The organism is Pseudomonas sp. JL2 (genome assembly GCF_031570495.1).
GTDB classification, from domain to species: Bacteria; Pseudomonadota; Gammaproteobacteria; order Pseudomonadales; family Pseudomonadaceae; genus Aquipseudomonas; species Aquipseudomonas rhizophila.
Genome location: NZ_JAKUDH010000009.1, coordinates 142,917 through 159,029 on the forward strand (window position 1 = coordinate 142,917; position 16,113 = coordinate 159,029).

The following is a 16,113-nucleotide window of genomic DNA, read 5'->3' on the forward strand; positions in this document are numbered from 1 at the left end:
TCAAAACGATAGCAAGGTCAATGCTGCGCAGTTTATCAGCACCGGATGCTAATATCCGGCCTGCGCCCCACGCTTTGTTCATTTATCGCAGGATGCGCAAAAAAAGACGCAGGACGCTGGAGAAAAGCAGCGTTTGCATTGTCGGAGGATCTTTATCGGAGGAATCATATGAAGCGCAGCGTGTGGGTGTTGGCATTGGCCATGAGTGGATGTGCATCGGTATCGGACATCAACCAGACGCCGCCCACCATGAATGTCATCTCCGGAAAGAAACCTCAGGAATATGCCAAGTGCGTCGCTGACAAGCTGGCCAGCACCCGTGGTCCGCTGCAAATGGAACCTCACAAGAATGGCGTGCGCTTGATCGTCCCCGGCAAGTTGTCGACGCTGCCGGCGGCGGTGTTCGACATTGACGAGCGCTCCAGTGGCAGCAGCATCAAGCTGCACGAAAGCCTGTCCAACGTGCCCGTGCGTCCGGGTGATGTGCAGGATGCGGCCAACGCCTGCATTTCCGGTTGAGCCCGGGCTCGGCCTGACGAGCAGGCCGGGCATCGGATAAACTGCTGCCCTCGACAATAAATGCCGCCACGGTCGACGTTGGCGGCATTGTCATTTATGGAGTCAGTCGATGAAGCGCGAGCAGGTGCGTGAGCGCCATGCAGAAGGTCTTATCTGCGCCACCCATGTGATTCAGAACCCGGCGACCCCGGGGGAGTGGATCGTCTTTTTCAAGAAAAGCGCAGGACGCAGCTTTTTTCTGGTGGACGACCAGGACGAAGTTGAATCCTTCAGCCGCCTCGATGACCTGATCGAGATCATCCGCGGCCTGGGGATCAAGTTCGCCGAGATCCACATCTGAGCGTCAGACCACGGGTTTATTTACACACCACCAGGACGCTGCGGCTGGTGAAGTTGCCGACATCCACACCCAGGGTCTTGTCGCTTTCCTTGGCTTGCGGCGTGCCATCGGTACCCACGATGCGGTAGCCGGTGCCGGCACAGGAGGCGTCAGCCTTTTCATAACAGGTGGCCCAGGAGTTCGCTTCGCCCGAGCAATCGATGGTCAGGCCTTGTTCGCCGGTGTTCAGGTAGGTTTTTTCGGCTGTGGCACAGCCCGCCAGGGCCAGGACTGCAAACAGCGCCAGAAATTTTTTCATGGAATCGTCATCGAGAAGGAAGGGGCTGGCGCGAGGTTATAGCGAATGGCCATTTCGGTACAGATAAACAAAGCCCCGTTCCATGTCCAGGCGACATTTACTTGAGGCTTGTCTCGTTACTTTTTACGACGGGGGCTGCGCGCTGGAGCCGTTTCACGCTCTTTGGTTGCCGGGGCAGCGCGCTCGTCCTGAAACACGGCGGCCACTTCCACCGCCATCGCTTTGCTGGGCAAGGGGCCGGCGACCTGTTCACCGTGGTAGTTGATGATCCACCACTGACCGTCTTTGTCCTGGCTGACCGAATAACCGTTTGCGTTTTTTGTTGCCGACATCTAACTGCCTCATTGGCGGGATCAAGAGCGCCATGATACGTCAAATGCTCGCAAACAGCGCCCATGAGCGTACAGTGAGACCGCCTGGCCATCGCAATGAAAGATGATTGAACTATCCGCCATTTTTTATTTCTCTATGATGGCATCGGTTGGCCAGCTTGGGCATTGTAAGGTGCCTATGGCCTGATTAGACTGCGCCGAAACTCGTACACACCGCCTTTTCAAGGACTTATATGATCAAGAAATGCTTGTTCCCAGCAGCCGGTTACGGTACTCGCTTCCTGCCAGCGACTAAAGCCATGCCCAAAGAAATGCTGCCGGTGGTGAACAAGCCACTGATCCAGTACGGCGTCGAAGAGGCCCTTGCTGCGGGCTTGACGGAAATCTCCATCGTCACTGGCCGCGGCAAGCGCGCCCTGGAAGACCATTTCGACATCAGCTACGAGCTGGAAAACCAGATCAAGGGCACCGACAAAGAGAAGTACCTGGTCGGCATCCGCAAACTGCTGGACGAATGTTCGTTCTCCTACACCCGCCAGACCGAAATGAAAGGCCTGGGCCACGCGATCCTGACCGGTCGCCCACTGATTGGTGACGAACCTTTCGCCGTGGTCCTGGCGGACGACCTGTGCGTCAACCTCGAAGGCGACGGCGTGTTGACCCAGATGGTCAAGCTGTACAAACAGTTCCGCTGCTCCATCGTGGCTATCCAGGAAGTCGATCCGCAGGAAACCAACAAGTACGGCGTAATCGCCGGCGAAATGATCCGCGACGACATCTACCGCGTCCACAGCATGGTTGAAAAACCAAAGCCTGAAGATGCACCGTCGAACCTGGCGATCATCGGTCGCTACATCCTGACCCCGGACATCTTCGACCTGATCGAACAGACCGAGCCAGGCAAGGGCGGTGAAATCCAGATCACCGACGCCCTGATGAAGCAGGCCCAGAACGGCTGCGTCATGGCCTACAAATTCAAAGGCAAGCGTTTCGACTGCGGTGGCGCCGAAGGCTACATCGACGCGACCAACTTCTGCTTCGAGAACTTCTACAAGACGGGTAAGGCGTACTGATCGCCTGCGCCGCACCTTGAAAAACGCCCCGACTGGTTCGGGGCGTTTTTTTTGTCTGGAAAATGCTCTCACTCCAACAAAACCCCTGTGGGAGCGAGCCTGCTCGCGATGACGCCGGCACATCCAGCATCACCACAAACTGACCCACCGCTATCGCGAGCAGGCTCGCTCCCACAGGTTCTGGCTCAAGTGATCGGTGTTACCCATCTCGCCTGGATTTTTCATTTCCCGCCCCCATAACCATCGCAACGCTGCCTCGCGTGAAAACAGCAGGTATGCTGATGGCCTGCCGAAGGAGATAGAAAATGGCCTACGATTTTGACTTGTATGTGATTGGCGCCGGTTCCGGCGGTGTGCGGGCTGCGCGGTTCGCGGCCGGTTTCGGGGCCAAGGTGGCCGTGGCGGAGAGCCGCTACCTGGGCGGTACCTGCGTGAACGTGGGGTGTGTGCCGAAGAAACTGCTGGTCTACGGTGCGCATTATGCCGAGGACCTCGAGCAAGCGTCGGCCTATGGCTGGACGACGGGAGAAGCGAGTTTCGACTGGGCCACGCTGATTGCCAACAAGGATCGGGAAATCAATCGCCTCAACGGGATATACCGCAACCTGCTGGTCAACAGCGGCGTGGTGTTGCACGAGGGCCACGCCAGGCTCACCGGGCCCCATGAGGTCGAGATCAACGGCCAGCGCTACACCGCCGAACACATCATGATCGCCACGGGCGGCTGGCCGGTGATACCGGACATTCCGGGCCGTGAGCACGCGATCAGCTCCAACGAGGCGTTTTTCCTCAAGGAACTGCCCAAGCGCGTCATCGTGGTGGGCGGTGGCTACATTGCCGTGGAGTTCGCCGGAATCTTCCATGGCATGGGCGCGCAGACGTCGTTGCTGTATCGCGGTGAGCTGTTCCTGCGCGGCTTTGATGGCGCCGTACGCAAGCATCTGGCCGAAGAACTGAGCCGTCGAGGCATGGATCTGCAATTCAACGCGGACATCAAACGCATCGAAAAACTGGACGATGGCAGCCTGGAGGTAGAGCTCAAGGATGGCCGCATACTGGCCACCGATTGCGTGTTCTACGCCACCGGCCGGCGGCCGATGCTCGACAATCTCGGCCTTGAACACACCGGCGTCACGCTGGACGAGAAGGGCTTCGTCAAAGTCAACGAAAAGTACGAGACCGCCGAGCCGTCGATCCTGGCCATCGGCGATGTCATCGGTCGCGTACAACTCACCCCCGTCGCCCTGGCTGAGGGCATGGCGGTGGCGCGGCGACTGTTCAAGCCCGAGCAATATCGCCTGGTGGATTACCGGATGATCCCCACGGCTGTGTTCAGCTTGCCGAATATTGGCACGGTCGGCCTGACTGAAGAGCAAGCCAGGGAGGAGGGGAAGGAAGTCCAGGTGTTCGAAAGCCGCTTCCGCCCGATGAAACTGACCCTCACCGACTGCCAGGAGCGCACGCTGATGAAGCTGGTGGTGGATGCCCGCACGGACAAAGTGCTGGGCTGCCACATGGTCGGGCCGGATGCCGGGGAAATCGTCCAGGGGCTTGCCATCGCGCTCAAGGCTGGCGCCACCAAGCGTGATTTCGACGAGACCATCGGCGTACACCCGACTGCCGCCGAGGAATTCGTCACGATGCGAACTCCCGTAGCGTCCTGATCCTTGGGACTCACCTATGGCGAGCGAGCCCGCTCGCCATATTAGGTTTTCTTCTATCTATTAAGCGGCTGATAGCCAAAACCAATCATTCACATCAGGTTTGCCAATGAGCCTGCCGGGGGATGAGTGGTTAAGATTCACCCCATCAACTTTTCAACCCCTGACGGAGAGTCATCGATGCCTATCATCAACAGCCAAGTTAAACCGTTCAACGCTACCGCTTTCAAAAACGGCGAATTCGTCCAGGTTTCGGATGCCGATCTGAAAGGCAAGTGGTCCGTGGTGTTCTTCTACCCGGCCGACTTCACCTTCGTTTGCCCAACCGAGCTGGAAGACCTGGCCGACAACTACGCTGAATTCAAGAAGCTGGGTGTCGAAATCTACAGCGTCTCCACCGACACTCACTTTGCTCACGCTGCCTGGCACAACACCTCGCCAGCCATTGGCAAGATCCAGTACACCATGATCGGTGACCCGACCCACGTCATCTCCCGCAACTTCGACGTGCTGATCGAAGAAGTTGGCCTGGCTGACCGCGGTACTTTCGTGATCAACCCTGAAGGTCAGATCAAGATCGTTGAAATCAACGACGGTGGTGTAGGCCGTGACGCTTCCGAGCTGCTGCGCAAGGTCAAGGCTGCTCAGTACGTTGCTGCTCACCCGGGCGAAGTCTGCCCAGCCAAGTGGAAAGAAGGCGAGGCCACTCTGGCTCCGTCCCTGGACCTGGTCGGCAAGATCTAAGTCTGTGAGTCATCCGAGGGCGATCCGCTCTTAATCAAGCAAGCCGCTTCGCCCCAAAAAACGCCCGGGCGAGATTCGCTCGGGCGTTGTTTTTTCTGAAATTCAAAAAATGGAAATCGCCCGTATGTTGGACGCCAATCTTAAAGCTCAGTTGAAGTCATACCTGGAACGGGTCACCCAGCCGATCGAGATCGTCGCCTCCCTCGACGACGGTGCGAAATCCCAGGAAATGCTCGCGTTACTCAAAGACGTTGCCAGTCTGTGTGACCAGATTACCTTGCTCGACAACGGCACCGATGCGCGTAAGCCTTCGTTTTCGTTGAATCGCCCAGGAGCCGATATCAGCTTGCGTTTTGCCGGTATCCCCATGGGCCACGAATTCACTTCGCTGGTGTTGGCCTTGCTGCAAGTCGGCGGTCATCCTTCCAAGGCCAGTGTCGAAGTCATCGAACAGATTCGCTCCCTTGAAGGCGAGTTCAACTTCGAGACTTATTTCTCGCTGTCCTGCCAGAACTGCCCGGACGTGGTCCAGGCGCTGAACCTGATGGCGGTGCTGAACCCGAATATCCGCCACGTCGCCATCGACGGCGCGCTGTTCCAGGCCGAGGTCGACGAACGCCAGATCATGGCCGTGCCGAGTGTTTATCTCAATGGCGTGAACTTTGGCCAGGGCCGCATGGGCCTGGAAGAAATCCTCGCCAAGATCGACACCAGTGGTATCGAGCGCCAGGCTGAGAAGATCAGCGCCAAGCAGGCTTTTGATGTGCTGGTGGTGGGCGGTGGCCCAGCCGGCGCGTCGGCGGCCATCTATGCGGCCCGCAAGGGCATCCGCACCGGTGTCGCGGCTGAGCGCTTCGGCGGTCAGGTGCTCGACACCATGGCCATCGAGAACTTCATCTCGGTGCAGGAAACCGAAGGGCCGAAATTGGCCGTCGCCCTGGAAGAGCACGTCAAGCAGTACGACGTGGACATCATGAACCTGCAACGCGCCGATGCATTGGTGCCAGGCAAGGATGGCGCGCTGCACGAAATCAAATTCGCCAGTGGTGCGAGCCTCAAGGCCAAGACCGTGATTCTGGCGACCGGTGCGCGCTGGCGCGAAATGAACGTGCCGGGCGAGCAGCAATACCGCAACAAGGGCGTGGCGTACTGCCCGCACTGCGACGGCCCGCTGTTCAAAGGCAAACGCGTGGCAGTGATCGGCGGCGGTAACTCCGGCGTGGAAGCGGCCATTGATCTGGCCGGTATCGTGGCCCACGTCACTTTGTTGGAGTTCGACGTGCAATTGCGTGCCGACGCGGTATTGCAGCGCAAACTGCACAGCCTGCCGAACGTGACCGTGATCACCAACGCCCAGACCACCGAAGTGACGGGCGATGGTCAGAAGGTCAACGGCTTGCGCTACAAAGACCGCCCAAGCGGTGAAGTACGGGACGTGGCGCTGGAGGGGATCTTCGTGCAGATCGGTCTGTTGCCTAACACCGATTGGCTCAAAGGCACCGTCGAGCTGTCGCCACGGGGCGAGATCATTGTCGATGCCCGCGGTGAAACCTCGATCCCGGGTGTGTTCGCCGCCGGTGACGTGACAACTGTTCCGTACAAGCAGATCGTGATCGCCGTAGGCGAGGGGGCCAAGGCTTCGTTGAGCGCCTTTGACCACCTGATCCGTACCTCCGCGCCGGCATAAACAGCCGATAGCGAAAAAAACAAAACCCCATGGGCCCAGTGCTCATGGGGTTTTGTTTTTTGGATCACGCATTACCTTGTGGGAGCGAGCCTGCTCGCGATAGCAGACTGTCTGGTACATCAATGTTGAATGCGCTGCGCTATCGCGAGCAGGCTCGCTCCCACAGGGGGCTGTGGGATTTTTATTGCCCACACACCCTACGGTGGCGCTTACAGCGGCGCGGGCTGGATGATTTCAACCCAGTAGCCATCCGGGTCTTTGATGAACGCCAGGCTTTTCATGCGACCGTCGTTCAGGCGCTTCTGGAAGTCGCAGCCCAGCGCTTCGAAGCGCTCGCAAGCGGCGACGATGTCCGGGACCGAGATGCAGATGTGGCCGAACCCGCGTGGGTCAGTGTTGCCGTTGTGGTAGGCGAACGCCGGGTCGCTTTCGGTGCCGTGGTTGTGGGTCAGCTCCAGGATGCCGGGGATGGATTTCATCCATTCGGTGCGCTGTGCAGCGTCGGCCGGAATCTGGCTCTTGTCCACCAAGGCGAGGAAGTACAGGCTGAATTCGGCTTCCGGGAAATCGCGTTTTTCCACCAGGGAAAAACCCAACACCCGAGTGTAGAAATCCAGGGACTTGGTGATGTCCTTGACCCGCAGCATGGTGTGGTTGAAGACGAATTTGGCCGTGGCGGTATCGGGTTGGGCGGTGACGCCAGGGAAAGTGTTGAGTTCGTGCAGGCTCATGGGCCCTCCGGAAAATAAGTGGGGCAAACGGCATCGCAACTTTGCTGCGACGGTCCTGGGCTTGCGCTAAACGGCTTCCTTGCAGGTGCACCCATGATACGCAAGGGGCGCGGCATCGCCAAACGCCTCTGGCTATTGCTTGCCTGGGCGGCGGGCTTCAGACTTTACGAATCGTCCTTGAGTGCAATGCAATGATTCGACCGTTCCTTTCGCTGTTTGTCCTGCTGCTGGCCGCGATGGCAAATGTCGCTGTCCAGGCCGCCGAACCGCAGGTCGCCTGGCCCCCAGGCTGGGTCATCGAACCATTGCCCTCTGATGCTGGCACCTCGTCGGCAGCGCCGGGAACGACCCGGCAACGGGCGACAAAGAGTGATTCAGCGGGCACGGCGGTGATGGTCATGGAACTGACCACGACGCCCATCGAGCCGGGTCATCAAGTCAACTTGCAAGGCGTGTTACTGGAAATGCGCAAATCAATTCAAAAGGACTTTTATCAGAGCGGTTATCAAAGTGTCTGTAATAAGATTCATTCTTCGATGTTGGGCGACGTTGCCGCACTCGAGACCACTTGCACGATCACGCAAAACGGTCGGCACGTGTTATCTCAGACACTCGTCGCTGCACTAAAGGAGGGCAGGGCTAATGTGCTGTCCTATGCGGGGCAGGCTCAGGAGTTTGTAGAAAACCAGGATGAAATACAGTCGGTACGAAATAGCCTGAAACTATAAAGCCCTCGGTATTAGAACTACTTAATCCAGAAATCCTGCCCCATAAAAAACCCTGAGCAGGCTCAGGGTTTTTTTCATTCGGCCAGCTTTCTCAGCTGCGCAACCAGGCGTCAACGGTTTTTGCACCGTACTGTTCTTTCCAGGCTTTCAGGCCTCGATGGTTGCCGCCTTTGGTTTCGATCAGTTCACCTGTGTGCGGGTTCTGGTACACCTTGACCACTCGCGCACGGCGGGTTTTGACAGGCTTGGTCGATGGCAGGCCCCCCTTGGCCGGGTTCGGGTCGAGAATCGCGATGACGTCGCGCAGGCTCTTGCCGTAGGTTTTCATCAGTCCCTGGAGCTTCTCTTCGAATTCGATTTCTTTCTTGAGCCCGGCATCATTCTTCAGCTTTTCCAGCTGCTTGAGCCGCTCTTGAAGGTCCTGTTCTGCTCTACGAAATTCAGCGAGTCTGGACAATATCGTTACTCCAATCAGAATATTTGGCTGATACCAACCGCAAACAAAGCTATAAGCCAAGTGCCTTGAAGCGACTCGGTGATAATGACGCTCCTGCTATTAGCCACAGGTAAAAAAATTGTAGTAGTGAAACCCACGGGTGTAAATCGTAACTTTTTCGTTATGTAACAAGGAATGCGAATTTTATCAGTCCGACTGTGGTTGTCCGTGGAGGGACGTAGCACCAGGGCTTTCAATGACGGACACCGCCGCAATGAAATCCGCGCCACTCATCGGGCGACCAAATAGATAACCCTGCAAAAAGTTCACCCCGTGAGCGGCCAGATAGTTGCTTTGTTCAACGGTTTCGACCCCCTCGGCAACGATACCCAAGTCCAGCTTGCCCGACAGTTCGATGATGCTGTCAAGGATGTGCCGCGACAGGGCATCGACGCCGATCATGGCAACAAAGCTCTGGTCGATTTTCAGGAAGTCCACGTTGAACTGGCGCAAGTAGCCCAGGCTGGAATGACCGGTGCCGAAGTCGTCGATTGCGATCTTCACCCCCAGTTCACGCAGGTGCTGGAACAGCTGGTGAGTGGTGGGTGTCGGTTCGATCAGCTCGCGCTCGGTCAGTTCCAGCACCAAGGTAATGACCCCCGGTGGGAAGGCCTCCAGGAACTCGCGGCAATCTTGTACCAGTTCCAGACTCTGACAGTGGCGAGCGGTGATGTTGATGCCGACGTGAAAAGGACTTTCCAGTTGCGGGACCAAGGGCGATAGCAAGCGCATCGTTTGCTGCATCAATGTCCGGGTCATCGGCACGATCAAGCCGCTGTGTTCAGCAAAGGGAATGAACAGGTCCGGCCGCACCAGGCCTTCCTTGGGATGGTTCCAGCGCATCAGCACTTCGACCCCGGCCCAACGTTTGCTGTCGCCCTGCACGACCGGTTGCAGATACGGCACGAACTCCCCGGCCTCAAGCGCGCGTTGCAGCTCATGGCTGGGGGATGAGGCGCGTTTTTGCAGCCAATGGCCGAGCGTTCCGGCGATGACACCGAAGAAGATCAGCAGGCTGAACAGCGGCGGATACTCACGGGCCATGTAGCGCCAGATTTCCCCCTCATCGAAGCCGGCTTCAACATTGAAGGCATAGCGCGATGAGGTCAGGTTGCTGCGGGCGACCGGCAGCGCGGGCAGGGGCGCTGGTCGGACCTTCCCGTCCGCGGTCAGCCAGTTTGGCCCGACTTGCAGCAACAACCGGGTTTCGCCGCCGATCAGACGCAAGACATTGGCCAGGTGATAACCGTCCAGCGTTGCCAATGCCCCTTGTTGCCCTTCATTGAGCCGGTAGATCAGCAGCGCGGTGTCGGGGGTGATGGGGTTGCCGTTCATGAGCCACAACGTACCCTGATGGTAGGCGTTCGGATCAACCGTTTCCTCGAAGGCGCCAAACAGCGAACTGCAATAGAGGATGTTGTCCCACACCAGGTTGGTCGAACGGACGAATGGGCGACGCGTCACCTGTTCGCGCAAGGCCAGTTTCACCGCTTCGCAGGGCTGGCCGGCCAGAGGCAGCAGTTCGCGCGCCGCCAGGGCGGTGTTGTCGAGCATCAGTTCGATCTGCCCGATCAACTCTTCGCTGGTCTGTCGGCTCTGTTGCTCCAGTGTCCGTTCGGCCTGCAGGTACAGAATGCCCAGCCCTGACAGTATCGGCAGCACGCCGCAGAGCAGCGTGATCAGGTTGCGACGGGGCCGCTTGCGCAAACGAGTGGCGGTCAATGGCATCTGCATAACCTGTGAGGGCTTGAGGAACAGCTTCGATAGTGTATCCGGTTGCGGGTGATCAGACTGACTGCCTCGCCAGCTCGATAAACGCCAGGGTGGCGGGCGAGGCCTGTCGGCTGTCCAGTACCGCCAGGCCTATCTGACGCGGAACCTGCGGCGACAATGGCCGCGTGACGAACCGTGGGTTGTCGCCGCCCGGCAGCGAACCTTCGGACACCAGGGTCACGGCCTCGCCGCGGCTGACGACATCCAGGGTACTGAGCAGCTGCGAACAACGATAGCGCACGTTCGGTGTGAGCCGGGCTGCGTTGAACAGGCGCGAAACCAGTTCAGAAGAACCGGCCTCGGTGAGCACGAACGGGTCGTTGCACAGGTCCTTGAGGCTCAGGCTGGCTTGGGCAGCGAGGGGATGGGCGGTGGGCAGCACGGCGACCATCTGGTCTTGCATCAGCGCGAACGTGTCGAAACGGTCTTCGGGCAGCACCACGAAACCGACGTCGATCCGCCGTTCATCCAGCCACTGGATGACTTGCCGGTCCGGCCCTTCGTCGATGTGCACTTCGATCCCCGGATGCAGAGCCCGGTAACGTTGCAGGATGGCGGGCAACAACTTCATCGACGAAGTCGGACCGAACGAGCCGATGCGCAGGGTGCCTCGGCGCATGCCCCGCGCATCGGCGGCTTCCTGGCGCAGGGTATTGGCCAGCCCGAGCATGGCCCGGGCGCGCAGCAGCAACTGCCGGCCAATGTCGCTGGGTTCGATGAGGGTCTGATGACGTCTGAACAGCTCCACGCCCAACTCCTGCTCCAGCGATTTGATGGCGTGGGACACCGCTGACTGGCTGATGCCCAACCGCGTCGCCGCGGCGGTGAAACCGCGTAGCTCGGCGACCTGGGAGAAGATTTCGAGTTGGGTGAGGGTCATGAGGGAATGCTCATTTTACGATGATCAAGCATGAGGCGAACAATAGAGTATCTCAAGCGCACTTTCCTGTGGCGAGGGAGCTTGCTCCCGCTTGAGTGCGCAGCGCTCACAAAAGGGGCCGCTACGCAGCCCAGCGGGAGCAAGCTCCCTCGCCACGGGTAGTCGTTTTATTTCAATGTGGTGAAACCATGAAAACCCTCGAACAATCCGTTCCAGCCCCTTCGGACCTGCCGGTGTACCTGAAACTGGCCATGGTCACCATGATCTGGGGCGGCACCTTCGTTGCCGGGAGGATCCTTTCCGATGCCCTGGCACCGCTGCTCGCTGCCAGCCTGCGGTTTCTGTTGGCCAGTCTCGCGCTGTTGCTGTTTCTCGGCCTGGCCGGGATCCCGCTGGCCAGGCCCAGCCTGAAACAAGGGCTGCAATTGGCGGCGCTGGGGTTCTTCGGGATCTTTTTCTACAACCTGTGTTTCTTCTATGGCTTGCAGTACATCAATGCGTCGCGGGCCTCGTTGATCGTGGCCTTGAATCCGGCGGTGATAGGGCTGGCGTCCTGGTGGCTGTTCAAGGAACGGCTGAGCCGGGCGAAAGTTGCGGGCATTGTGCTGTGTATCGGCGGGGCGGGGCTGGTGATCGTCAGCCGCGATCCGTCCTTGCTGCAGAGTGCAGGGCAGGGCTGGCTGGGCGATCTGCTGATTTTTGGCTGCGTGCTGGGCTGGGGCGTCTATTCCTTGTTTTCCAAAAAGCTGAATGAAAGCCTCGGGCCTTTGCAAACCGTGACCTGGTCGATTCTGCTGGGCACCTTGATGTTGTGGCTAGCCTGCGCGGCCGCAGGCGAAGTTGGCGTTGAAGCTTTGCGCGGGCTGGACATTCGGCAATGGTTGAGCTTGCTGTACTTGGGCGTGCTGGGATCGGCGTTGGCCTATATTGCCTGGTACGACGGCATCCGTCGGATTGGCGCGACCCGTTCCGGCGTGTTCATCGCACTTAACCCGTTGACCGCCGTGCTGTTCGGGGCGCTGCTGTTGGACGAGCGGCTCACCGTCTTGATGGGTGTAGGTGCGGGGCTGATCCTGACGGGGATTTTCCTGTGCAACAAACCCCTTGCGCGGTCGCCGCAAAAGACGATTTGATACCGAAGGCGGACAAACGTGGTTACGCTGTGTAGAATCGAGTTACGCATATAAGAATAAACGTCTTCTGGCAGCAGAAGCCTCGCCCGCAAGAGCCTTGGGTCGACAATGAAGATATTCGGGTTTCAACTGATCTACGGCGATTTCCTCGCCCGCACCGTTCGCGGCATTTCCTGCGCGCCACCGCGTGCCCTCAGCATGGCCGGCAACTAACGCTCCGTTAATTGATAAGCATGATGAGGCGCCAACATGGCAGATCTATACGAAAACCCGATGGGCCTGATGGGCTTTGAATTCATCGAATTCGCATCCCCGACACCCAACACCCTGGAGCCGATCTTCGAGATCATGGGCTTCACCAAAGTGGCCAGCCACCGCTCCAAGGACGTGCACCTGTATCGCCAGGGCGCGATCAACCTGATCCTCAACAACGAGCCCCACAGCGTGGCCTCGTACTTCGCCGCCGAACATGGGCCGTCGGTGTGCGGCATGGCATTCCGGGTCAAGGATTCGCAACAGGCCTACAAGCGCGCCCTGGAACTCGGCGCCCAGCCGATTCACATCGAAACCGGTCCGATGGAGCTGAACCTGCCGGCAATCAAAGGCATCGGCGGCGCGCCGCTGTACCTGATCGACCGTTTTGGTGAAGGCAGTTCGATCTACGACATCGACTTCGTGTTCCTCGAAGGCGTTGACCGCAACCCGGTGGGCGCGGGCCTGAAAATCATCGACCACCTGACCCACAACGTGTATCGCGGGCGCATGGCCTATTGGGCCGGCTTCTACGAGAAGCTGTTCAACTTCCGCGAGATCCGTTACTTCGACATCAAGGGCGAATACACCGGCCTGACCTCCAAGGCCATGACCGCCCCGGATGGCATGATCCGCATCCCGCTGAACGAGGAATCGTCCAAGGGCGCCGGGCAGATCGAAGAGTTTCTGATGCAGTTCAACGGTGAAGGCATCCAGCACGTGGCCTTCCTGACCGATGACCTGATCAAGACCTGGGACCAGCTCAAAAGCATCGGCATGCGCTTCATGACCGCGCCGCCGGACACCTACTACGAAATGCTCGAAGGCCGCCTGCCGAACCACGGCGAGCCGGTGGATGAACTGCAAGCGCGGGGCATTTTGCTGGACGGCGCTTCCGAACAGGGCGACAAGCGTCTGCTGTTGCAGATTTTCTCGGAAACCCTGATGGGGCCGGTGTTCTTCGAGTTCATCCAGCGCAAGGGCGACGATGGCTTCGGCGAAGGCAACTTCAAGGCGTTGTTCGAGTCCATCGAGCGTGACCAGGTGCGGCGTGGTGTGTTGGCTACTGAGTAAGAGCTGAGGCAACAGACAACCCGTGCGGCGTAACTGCCGTACGGGTTTTTATTGGCCAGCAGATCTCAATGTGGGAGCGAGCCTGCTCGCGATCGCGACCTGTCAGATACATCAATGTTGAATGTGCAGTTGATATCGCGAGCAGGCTCGCCCCCACAAGGGCCGTGTAAGTTTCAGGTCCGGCGTCGCTGGCGCATCAGATGCTTGAATCCTTCGAACACCAGCACTGCCACGGCCAGCCAGATGGGAATGTAGGTCAGCCATTCACTGGCCTGGATGCTTTCTCCCAGCAGCAAGGCAACGCCCAGCAGCAACACTGGTTCGACATAGCTCAACAGCCCGAACAGGCTGAACGGCAGCAACCGGCTGGCAACGATGTAGGCCACCAGCGCCGAAGCACTGATCACCCCGAGCAACGGGATCAGCAGCGACAGCCAAGGGTACTGGTCGAAAACAGCGAAACCTTGCTCCCCGCTTTGTACGAACCAGAGCGCCAACGGCAGCATCAGGGTCATGTCCAGCCACAACCCGCCCAGGTTGTCAGTCCCCAGGCGTTTGCGCAGGATGAAGTAGATCGGATAACCCACCACCACCAGCAGTGTCGCCCAGGAAAACCCACCCACCTGGTACAACTCGTTGACCACGCCGAGGGTGGCGAAGAACACGGCGATTTTCTGCAGGTAGGACAGGCGCTCGCCATAGACGAGGCGCCCGGTCAGAACCATCGACAGCGGCAACAAAAAATACCCCAGTGACACGTCCAGGCTGTAGCCGTTGAGGGGGGCCCACATGAACAGCCACAACTGCGCGCCCATCAACGCCGAAGACGCCATGGCACCGAGCAACAGGCGCGGCGCGGCGATCAGGCGCCGACCGAGCGCCGTTACCAGATTCCACTCCTTTGCCACCAGCATGAACACCGTCATGCAGGGCATCGTCAGCAGCATGCGCCAACCGAAGATTTCCACGCCGGTCAGCGGCGAGAGCAGGGAGGTGTAGTAATACATGACGGCGAACAGCACGGAGGCTGAGACCGATAGAACGATGCCTTTGGACACAGTGGTTCTCATGAGGGTGATCATCGACACCCGGACTTGTGACTGGAAAATTTATCTGTGGTGCATGGCCTGTGGGAGCAAGGCTTGCCCGCGATGAACGATAACGCGGTTCAGCCCTTGAACCGCAGCGCGGCCATCGCGGGCAAGCCATGCTCCCACAGTGTTCGTCGGAGTCGACGAAGTTATGACGTACGCGCCACCCGCCCCGGTACGAAGTGGCCCACGTCATTGAAGCCTGGCGTCGAGGCATGCCCCGGTGTCACCAGCGAATCGATGAAGGCTTCATCTTCGGCCGTGATCGTCACCGACTGCGCCTTGGTGTAGCCATCCCATTGTTCCTCGGTGCGCGGTCCGACGATGGCCGAGGTGACGGCGCGGTTGTTCAGCACCCAGGCAATGGCGAACTCGACAATGCCCACGCCGCGTTCCTGGGTGTATTGCTGGATCTGTTGGGCGATGCGCAGGGACTCGACCCGCCATTCGGTTTCCAGGATGCGTTTGTCCTGGCGACCGGCGCGACTGTTGGCGTCCGGTGCCACGTCCGGTGCGTACTTGCCACTGAGCACCCCGCGGGCGAGGGGGCTGAAAGGCACCACGCCGAGGCCATAGTTCTGCGCGGCGGTGATCTGCTCGGTTTCGGCCTGGCGATTGACGATGTTGTACAGCGGTTGGCTGATTACCGGCCGGTCGATGCCCAGGCGGTCGGCGATTCGAATCACCTCGGCGATGCGCCAGCCACGGTAGTTCGACAGGCCCCAGTAGCGGATCTTGCCCTGACGAATCAAGTCACCGATGGCCGACACCGTGACCTCAAGCGGGGTGTTGTGGTCTTCGCGGTGCAGGTAATAGATGTCCAGGTAATCGGTGCCCAGGCGCGTCAGGCTGGCCTCGATGCCATTGAAAATATGCTTGCGACTCAGGCCGCTGCGGTTGGGGACACCATCCGGCGGGCCGAAGCCGACCTTGGTGGCCAGCACCCATTCATGACGGTGACTGGCAATCGCCTCGCCGACGATCTCTTCGGAACGACCGTTGGTGTAGACGTCTGCGGTGTCGATGAAATTGATGCCCTGGTCCCAGGCCTTGTCGATGATCCGCAGTGAATCCTCGGTGCTGGTCTGTTCGCCGAACATCATGGTGCCCAGAGTCAATGTCGAGACTTGCAACCCGGAATGGCCTAGCGTGCGGTAGCTCATGACAAGGTCCTTTTATCGATGGGAAAGGCCCAATCAAACCCCAGAACAACCGGGCGTGGCAAACGAAAAGATCGCAGGCCACGCTCGACCCCTTACACTCCCGACAACAACCCACGCACTCGATAGAGATTTGACAGG

The 16,113-nt window shown here is 59.0% G+C and carries 17 protein-coding genes; 9 read left to right on the top strand and 8 right to left on the bottom strand.

Annotation, left to right across the window (positions count from 1 at the left end; genetic code table 11):
• The first annotated feature begins 168 nt into the window (after window positions 1–168).
• Window positions 169–519, top strand: coding sequence for a hypothetical protein (locus MKS85_RS14280; protein WP_139050581.1), 351 nt, complete (start codon window positions 169–171; stop codon window positions 517–519).
• A 109-nt stretch (window positions 520–628) separates the two neighbouring features.
• Entirely contained in the window at window positions 629–859 is a 231-nt protein-coding gene (locus MKS85_RS14285; protein WP_047227641.1) for a hypothetical protein, read from the top strand.
• A 16-nt stretch (window positions 860–875) separates the two neighbouring features.
• Here the strand turns inward: MKS85_RS14285 and MKS85_RS14290 are convergent, their stop codons facing one another.
• Both MKS85_RS14290 and MKS85_RS14295 read right to left on the bottom strand, forming a co-directional pair.
• The gene (locus tag MKS85_RS14290; RefSeq protein ID WP_047227640.1) at window positions 876–1,157 is read right to left on the bottom strand and encodes a hypothetical protein; all 282 of its coding nucleotides are present in this window, start codon (window positions 1,155–1,157) and stop codon (window positions 876–878) included.
• Window positions 1,158–1,273: 116 nt separating this feature from the next.
• A complete protein-coding gene (locus MKS85_RS14295) occupies window positions 1,274–1,489 on the bottom strand; it encodes a hypothetical protein (protein WP_047227639.1) in 216 nt (71 codons plus the stop codon).
• Between the two features lie 233 nt (window positions 1,490–1,722).
• Between MKS85_RS14295 and galU the strand changes: the two genes are divergently transcribed.
• From galU to ahpF, 4 genes are all read left to right on the top strand, one after another.
• A complete protein-coding gene (gene galU / locus MKS85_RS14300) occupies window positions 1,723–2,562 on the top strand; it encodes a UTP--glucose-1-phosphate uridylyltransferase GalU (RefSeq protein ID WP_047227638.1) in 840 nt (279 codons plus the stop codon).
• Between the two features lie 305 nt (window positions 2,563–2,867).
• Window positions 2,868–4,226, top strand: coding sequence for a glutathione-disulfide reductase (gorA, locus tag MKS85_RS14305; RefSeq protein WP_139050580.1), 1,359 nt, complete (start codon window positions 2,868–2,870; stop codon window positions 4,224–4,226).
• 177 nt (window positions 4,227–4,403) lie between these two features.
• On the top strand, window positions 4,404–4,967 hold the full coding sequence (gene ahpC, locus MKS85_RS14310) for an alkyl hydroperoxide reductase subunit C (protein WP_047227636.1): 564 nt from the start codon (window positions 4,404–4,406) through the stop codon (window positions 4,965–4,967).
• A 124-nt stretch (window positions 4,968–5,091) separates the two neighbouring features.
• Window positions 5,092–6,654, top strand: coding sequence for an alkyl hydroperoxide reductase subunit F (gene ahpF, locus MKS85_RS14315; protein ID WP_076385334.1), 1,563 nt, complete (start codon window positions 5,092–5,094; stop codon window positions 6,652–6,654).
• A 209-nt stretch (window positions 6,655–6,863) separates the two neighbouring features.
• Here the strand turns inward: ahpF and gloA are convergent, their stop codons facing one another.
• Entirely contained in the window at window positions 6,864–7,385 is a 522-nt protein-coding gene (gene gloA / locus MKS85_RS14320; protein WP_047227634.1) for a lactoylglutathione lyase, read from the bottom strand.
• Window positions 7,386–7,576: 191 nt separating this feature from the next.
• On the opposite strand from gloA, the gene MKS85_RS14325 reads away from it, so the two are divergent.
• Window positions 7,577–8,113 (top strand): DUF4946 domain-containing protein, encoded by a 537-nt coding sequence (locus tag MKS85_RS14325; protein ID WP_047227633.1) that lies wholly within the window; start codon window positions 7,577–7,579, stop codon window positions 8,111–8,113.
• A 91-nt stretch (window positions 8,114–8,204) separates the two neighbouring features.
• Here the strand turns inward: MKS85_RS14325 and MKS85_RS14330 are convergent, their stop codons facing one another.
• The 3 genes from MKS85_RS14330 to MKS85_RS14340 form a co-directional block, all read right to left on the bottom strand.
• Window positions 8,205–8,570 (bottom strand): histone-like nucleoid-structuring protein, MvaT/MvaU family, encoded by a 366-nt coding sequence (locus MKS85_RS14330; protein ID WP_188252367.1) that lies wholly within the window; start codon window positions 8,568–8,570, stop codon window positions 8,205–8,207.
• Between the two features lie 186 nt (window positions 8,571–8,756).
• Window positions 8,757–10,337, bottom strand: a complete 1,581-nt coding sequence (locus MKS85_RS14335) for an EAL domain-containing protein (protein ID WP_310662985.1) — start codon at window positions 10,335–10,337, stop codon at window positions 8,757–8,759.
• Window positions 10,338–10,395: 58 nt separating this feature from the next.
• Window positions 10,396–11,262: a LysR family transcriptional regulator gene (locus MKS85_RS14340; protein WP_076385324.1), complete on the bottom strand. Its 867-nt coding sequence runs from the start codon at window positions 11,260–11,262 to the stop codon at window positions 10,396–10,398.
• Window positions 11,263–11,450: 188 nt separating this feature from the next.
• On the opposite strand from MKS85_RS14340, the gene MKS85_RS14345 reads away from it, so the two are divergent.
• Complete coding sequence (locus MKS85_RS14345) at window positions 11,451–12,395, top strand: DMT family transporter (RefSeq protein WP_310662986.1); 945 nt, start codon at window positions 11,451–11,453, stop codon at window positions 12,393–12,395.
• A gap of 249 nt (window positions 12,396–12,644) precedes the next feature.
• Entirely contained in the window at window positions 12,645–13,721 is a 1,077-nt protein-coding gene (hppD, locus tag MKS85_RS14350; RefSeq protein WP_047227629.1) for a 4-hydroxyphenylpyruvate dioxygenase, read from the top strand.
• Between the two features lie 173 nt (window positions 13,722–13,894).
• Here hppD and rarD read toward each other — a convergent pair whose 3' ends face one another.
• Window positions 13,895–14,779 (bottom strand): EamA family transporter RarD, encoded by an 885-nt coding sequence (gene rarD / locus MKS85_RS14355; RefSeq protein ID WP_139050620.1) that lies wholly within the window; start codon window positions 14,777–14,779, stop codon window positions 13,895–13,897.
• 182 nt (window positions 14,780–14,961) lie between these two features.
• A complete protein-coding gene (locus tag MKS85_RS14360; protein ID WP_076385320.1) occupies window positions 14,962–15,975 on the bottom strand; it encodes an aldo/keto reductase in 1,014 nt (337 codons plus the stop codon).
• Window positions 15,976–16,113: the final 138 nt, after the last annotated feature.

What these genes read in the sequence shown, in the direction of transcription:
- MKS85_RS14280 (WP_139050581.1), top strand. Translation starts at nt 169, where the DNA reads ATGAAGCGCAGCGTGTGGGTGTTGGCATTGGCCATGAGTGGATGTGCA.
- MKS85_RS14285 (WP_047227641.1), top strand. Translation starts at nt 629, where the DNA reads ATGAAGCGCGAGCAGGTGCGTGAGCGCCATGCAGAAGGTCTTATCTGC.
- MKS85_RS14290 (WP_047227640.1), bottom strand. Translation starts at nt 1,157, where the DNA reads ATGAAAAAATTTCTGGCGCTGTTTGCAGTCCTGGCCCTGGCGGGCTGT.
- MKS85_RS14295 (WP_047227639.1), bottom strand. Translation starts at nt 1,489, where the DNA reads ATGTCGGCAACAAAAAACGCAAACGGTTATTCGGTCAGCCAGGACAAA.
- galU (WP_047227638.1), top strand. Translation starts at nt 1,723, where the DNA reads ATGATCAAGAAATGCTTGTTCCCAGCAGCCGGTTACGGTACTCGCTTC.
- gorA (WP_139050580.1), top strand. Translation starts at nt 2,868, where the DNA reads ATGGCCTACGATTTTGACTTGTATGTGATTGGCGCCGGTTCCGGCGGT.
- ahpC (WP_047227636.1), top strand. Translation starts at nt 4,404, where the DNA reads ATGCCTATCATCAACAGCCAAGTTAAACCGTTCAACGCTACCGCTTTC.
- ahpF (WP_076385334.1), top strand. Translation starts at nt 5,092, where the DNA reads ATGTTGGACGCCAATCTTAAAGCTCAGTTGAAGTCATACCTGGAACGG.
- gloA (WP_047227634.1), bottom strand. Translation starts at nt 7,385, where the DNA reads ATGAGCCTGCACGAACTCAACACTTTCCCTGGCGTCACCGCCCAACCC.
- MKS85_RS14325 (WP_047227633.1), top strand. Translation starts at nt 7,577, where the DNA reads ATGATTCGACCGTTCCTTTCGCTGTTTGTCCTGCTGCTGGCCGCGATG.
- MKS85_RS14335 (WP_310662985.1), bottom strand. Translation starts at nt 10,337, where the DNA reads ATGCCATTGACCGCCACTCGTTTGCGCAAGCGGCCCCGTCGCAACCTG.
- MKS85_RS14340 (WP_076385324.1), bottom strand. Translation starts at nt 11,262, where the DNA reads ATGACCCTCACCCAACTCGAAATCTTCTCCCAGGTCGCCGAGCTACGC.
- MKS85_RS14345 (WP_310662986.1), top strand. Translation starts at nt 11,451, where the DNA reads ATGAAAACCCTCGAACAATCCGTTCCAGCCCCTTCGGACCTGCCGGTG.
- hppD (WP_047227629.1), top strand. Translation starts at nt 12,645, where the DNA reads ATGGCAGATCTATACGAAAACCCGATGGGCCTGATGGGCTTTGAATTC.
- MKS85_RS14360 (WP_076385320.1), bottom strand. Translation starts at nt 15,975, where the DNA reads ATGAGCTACCGCACGCTAGGCCATTCCGGGTTGCAAGTCTCGACATTG.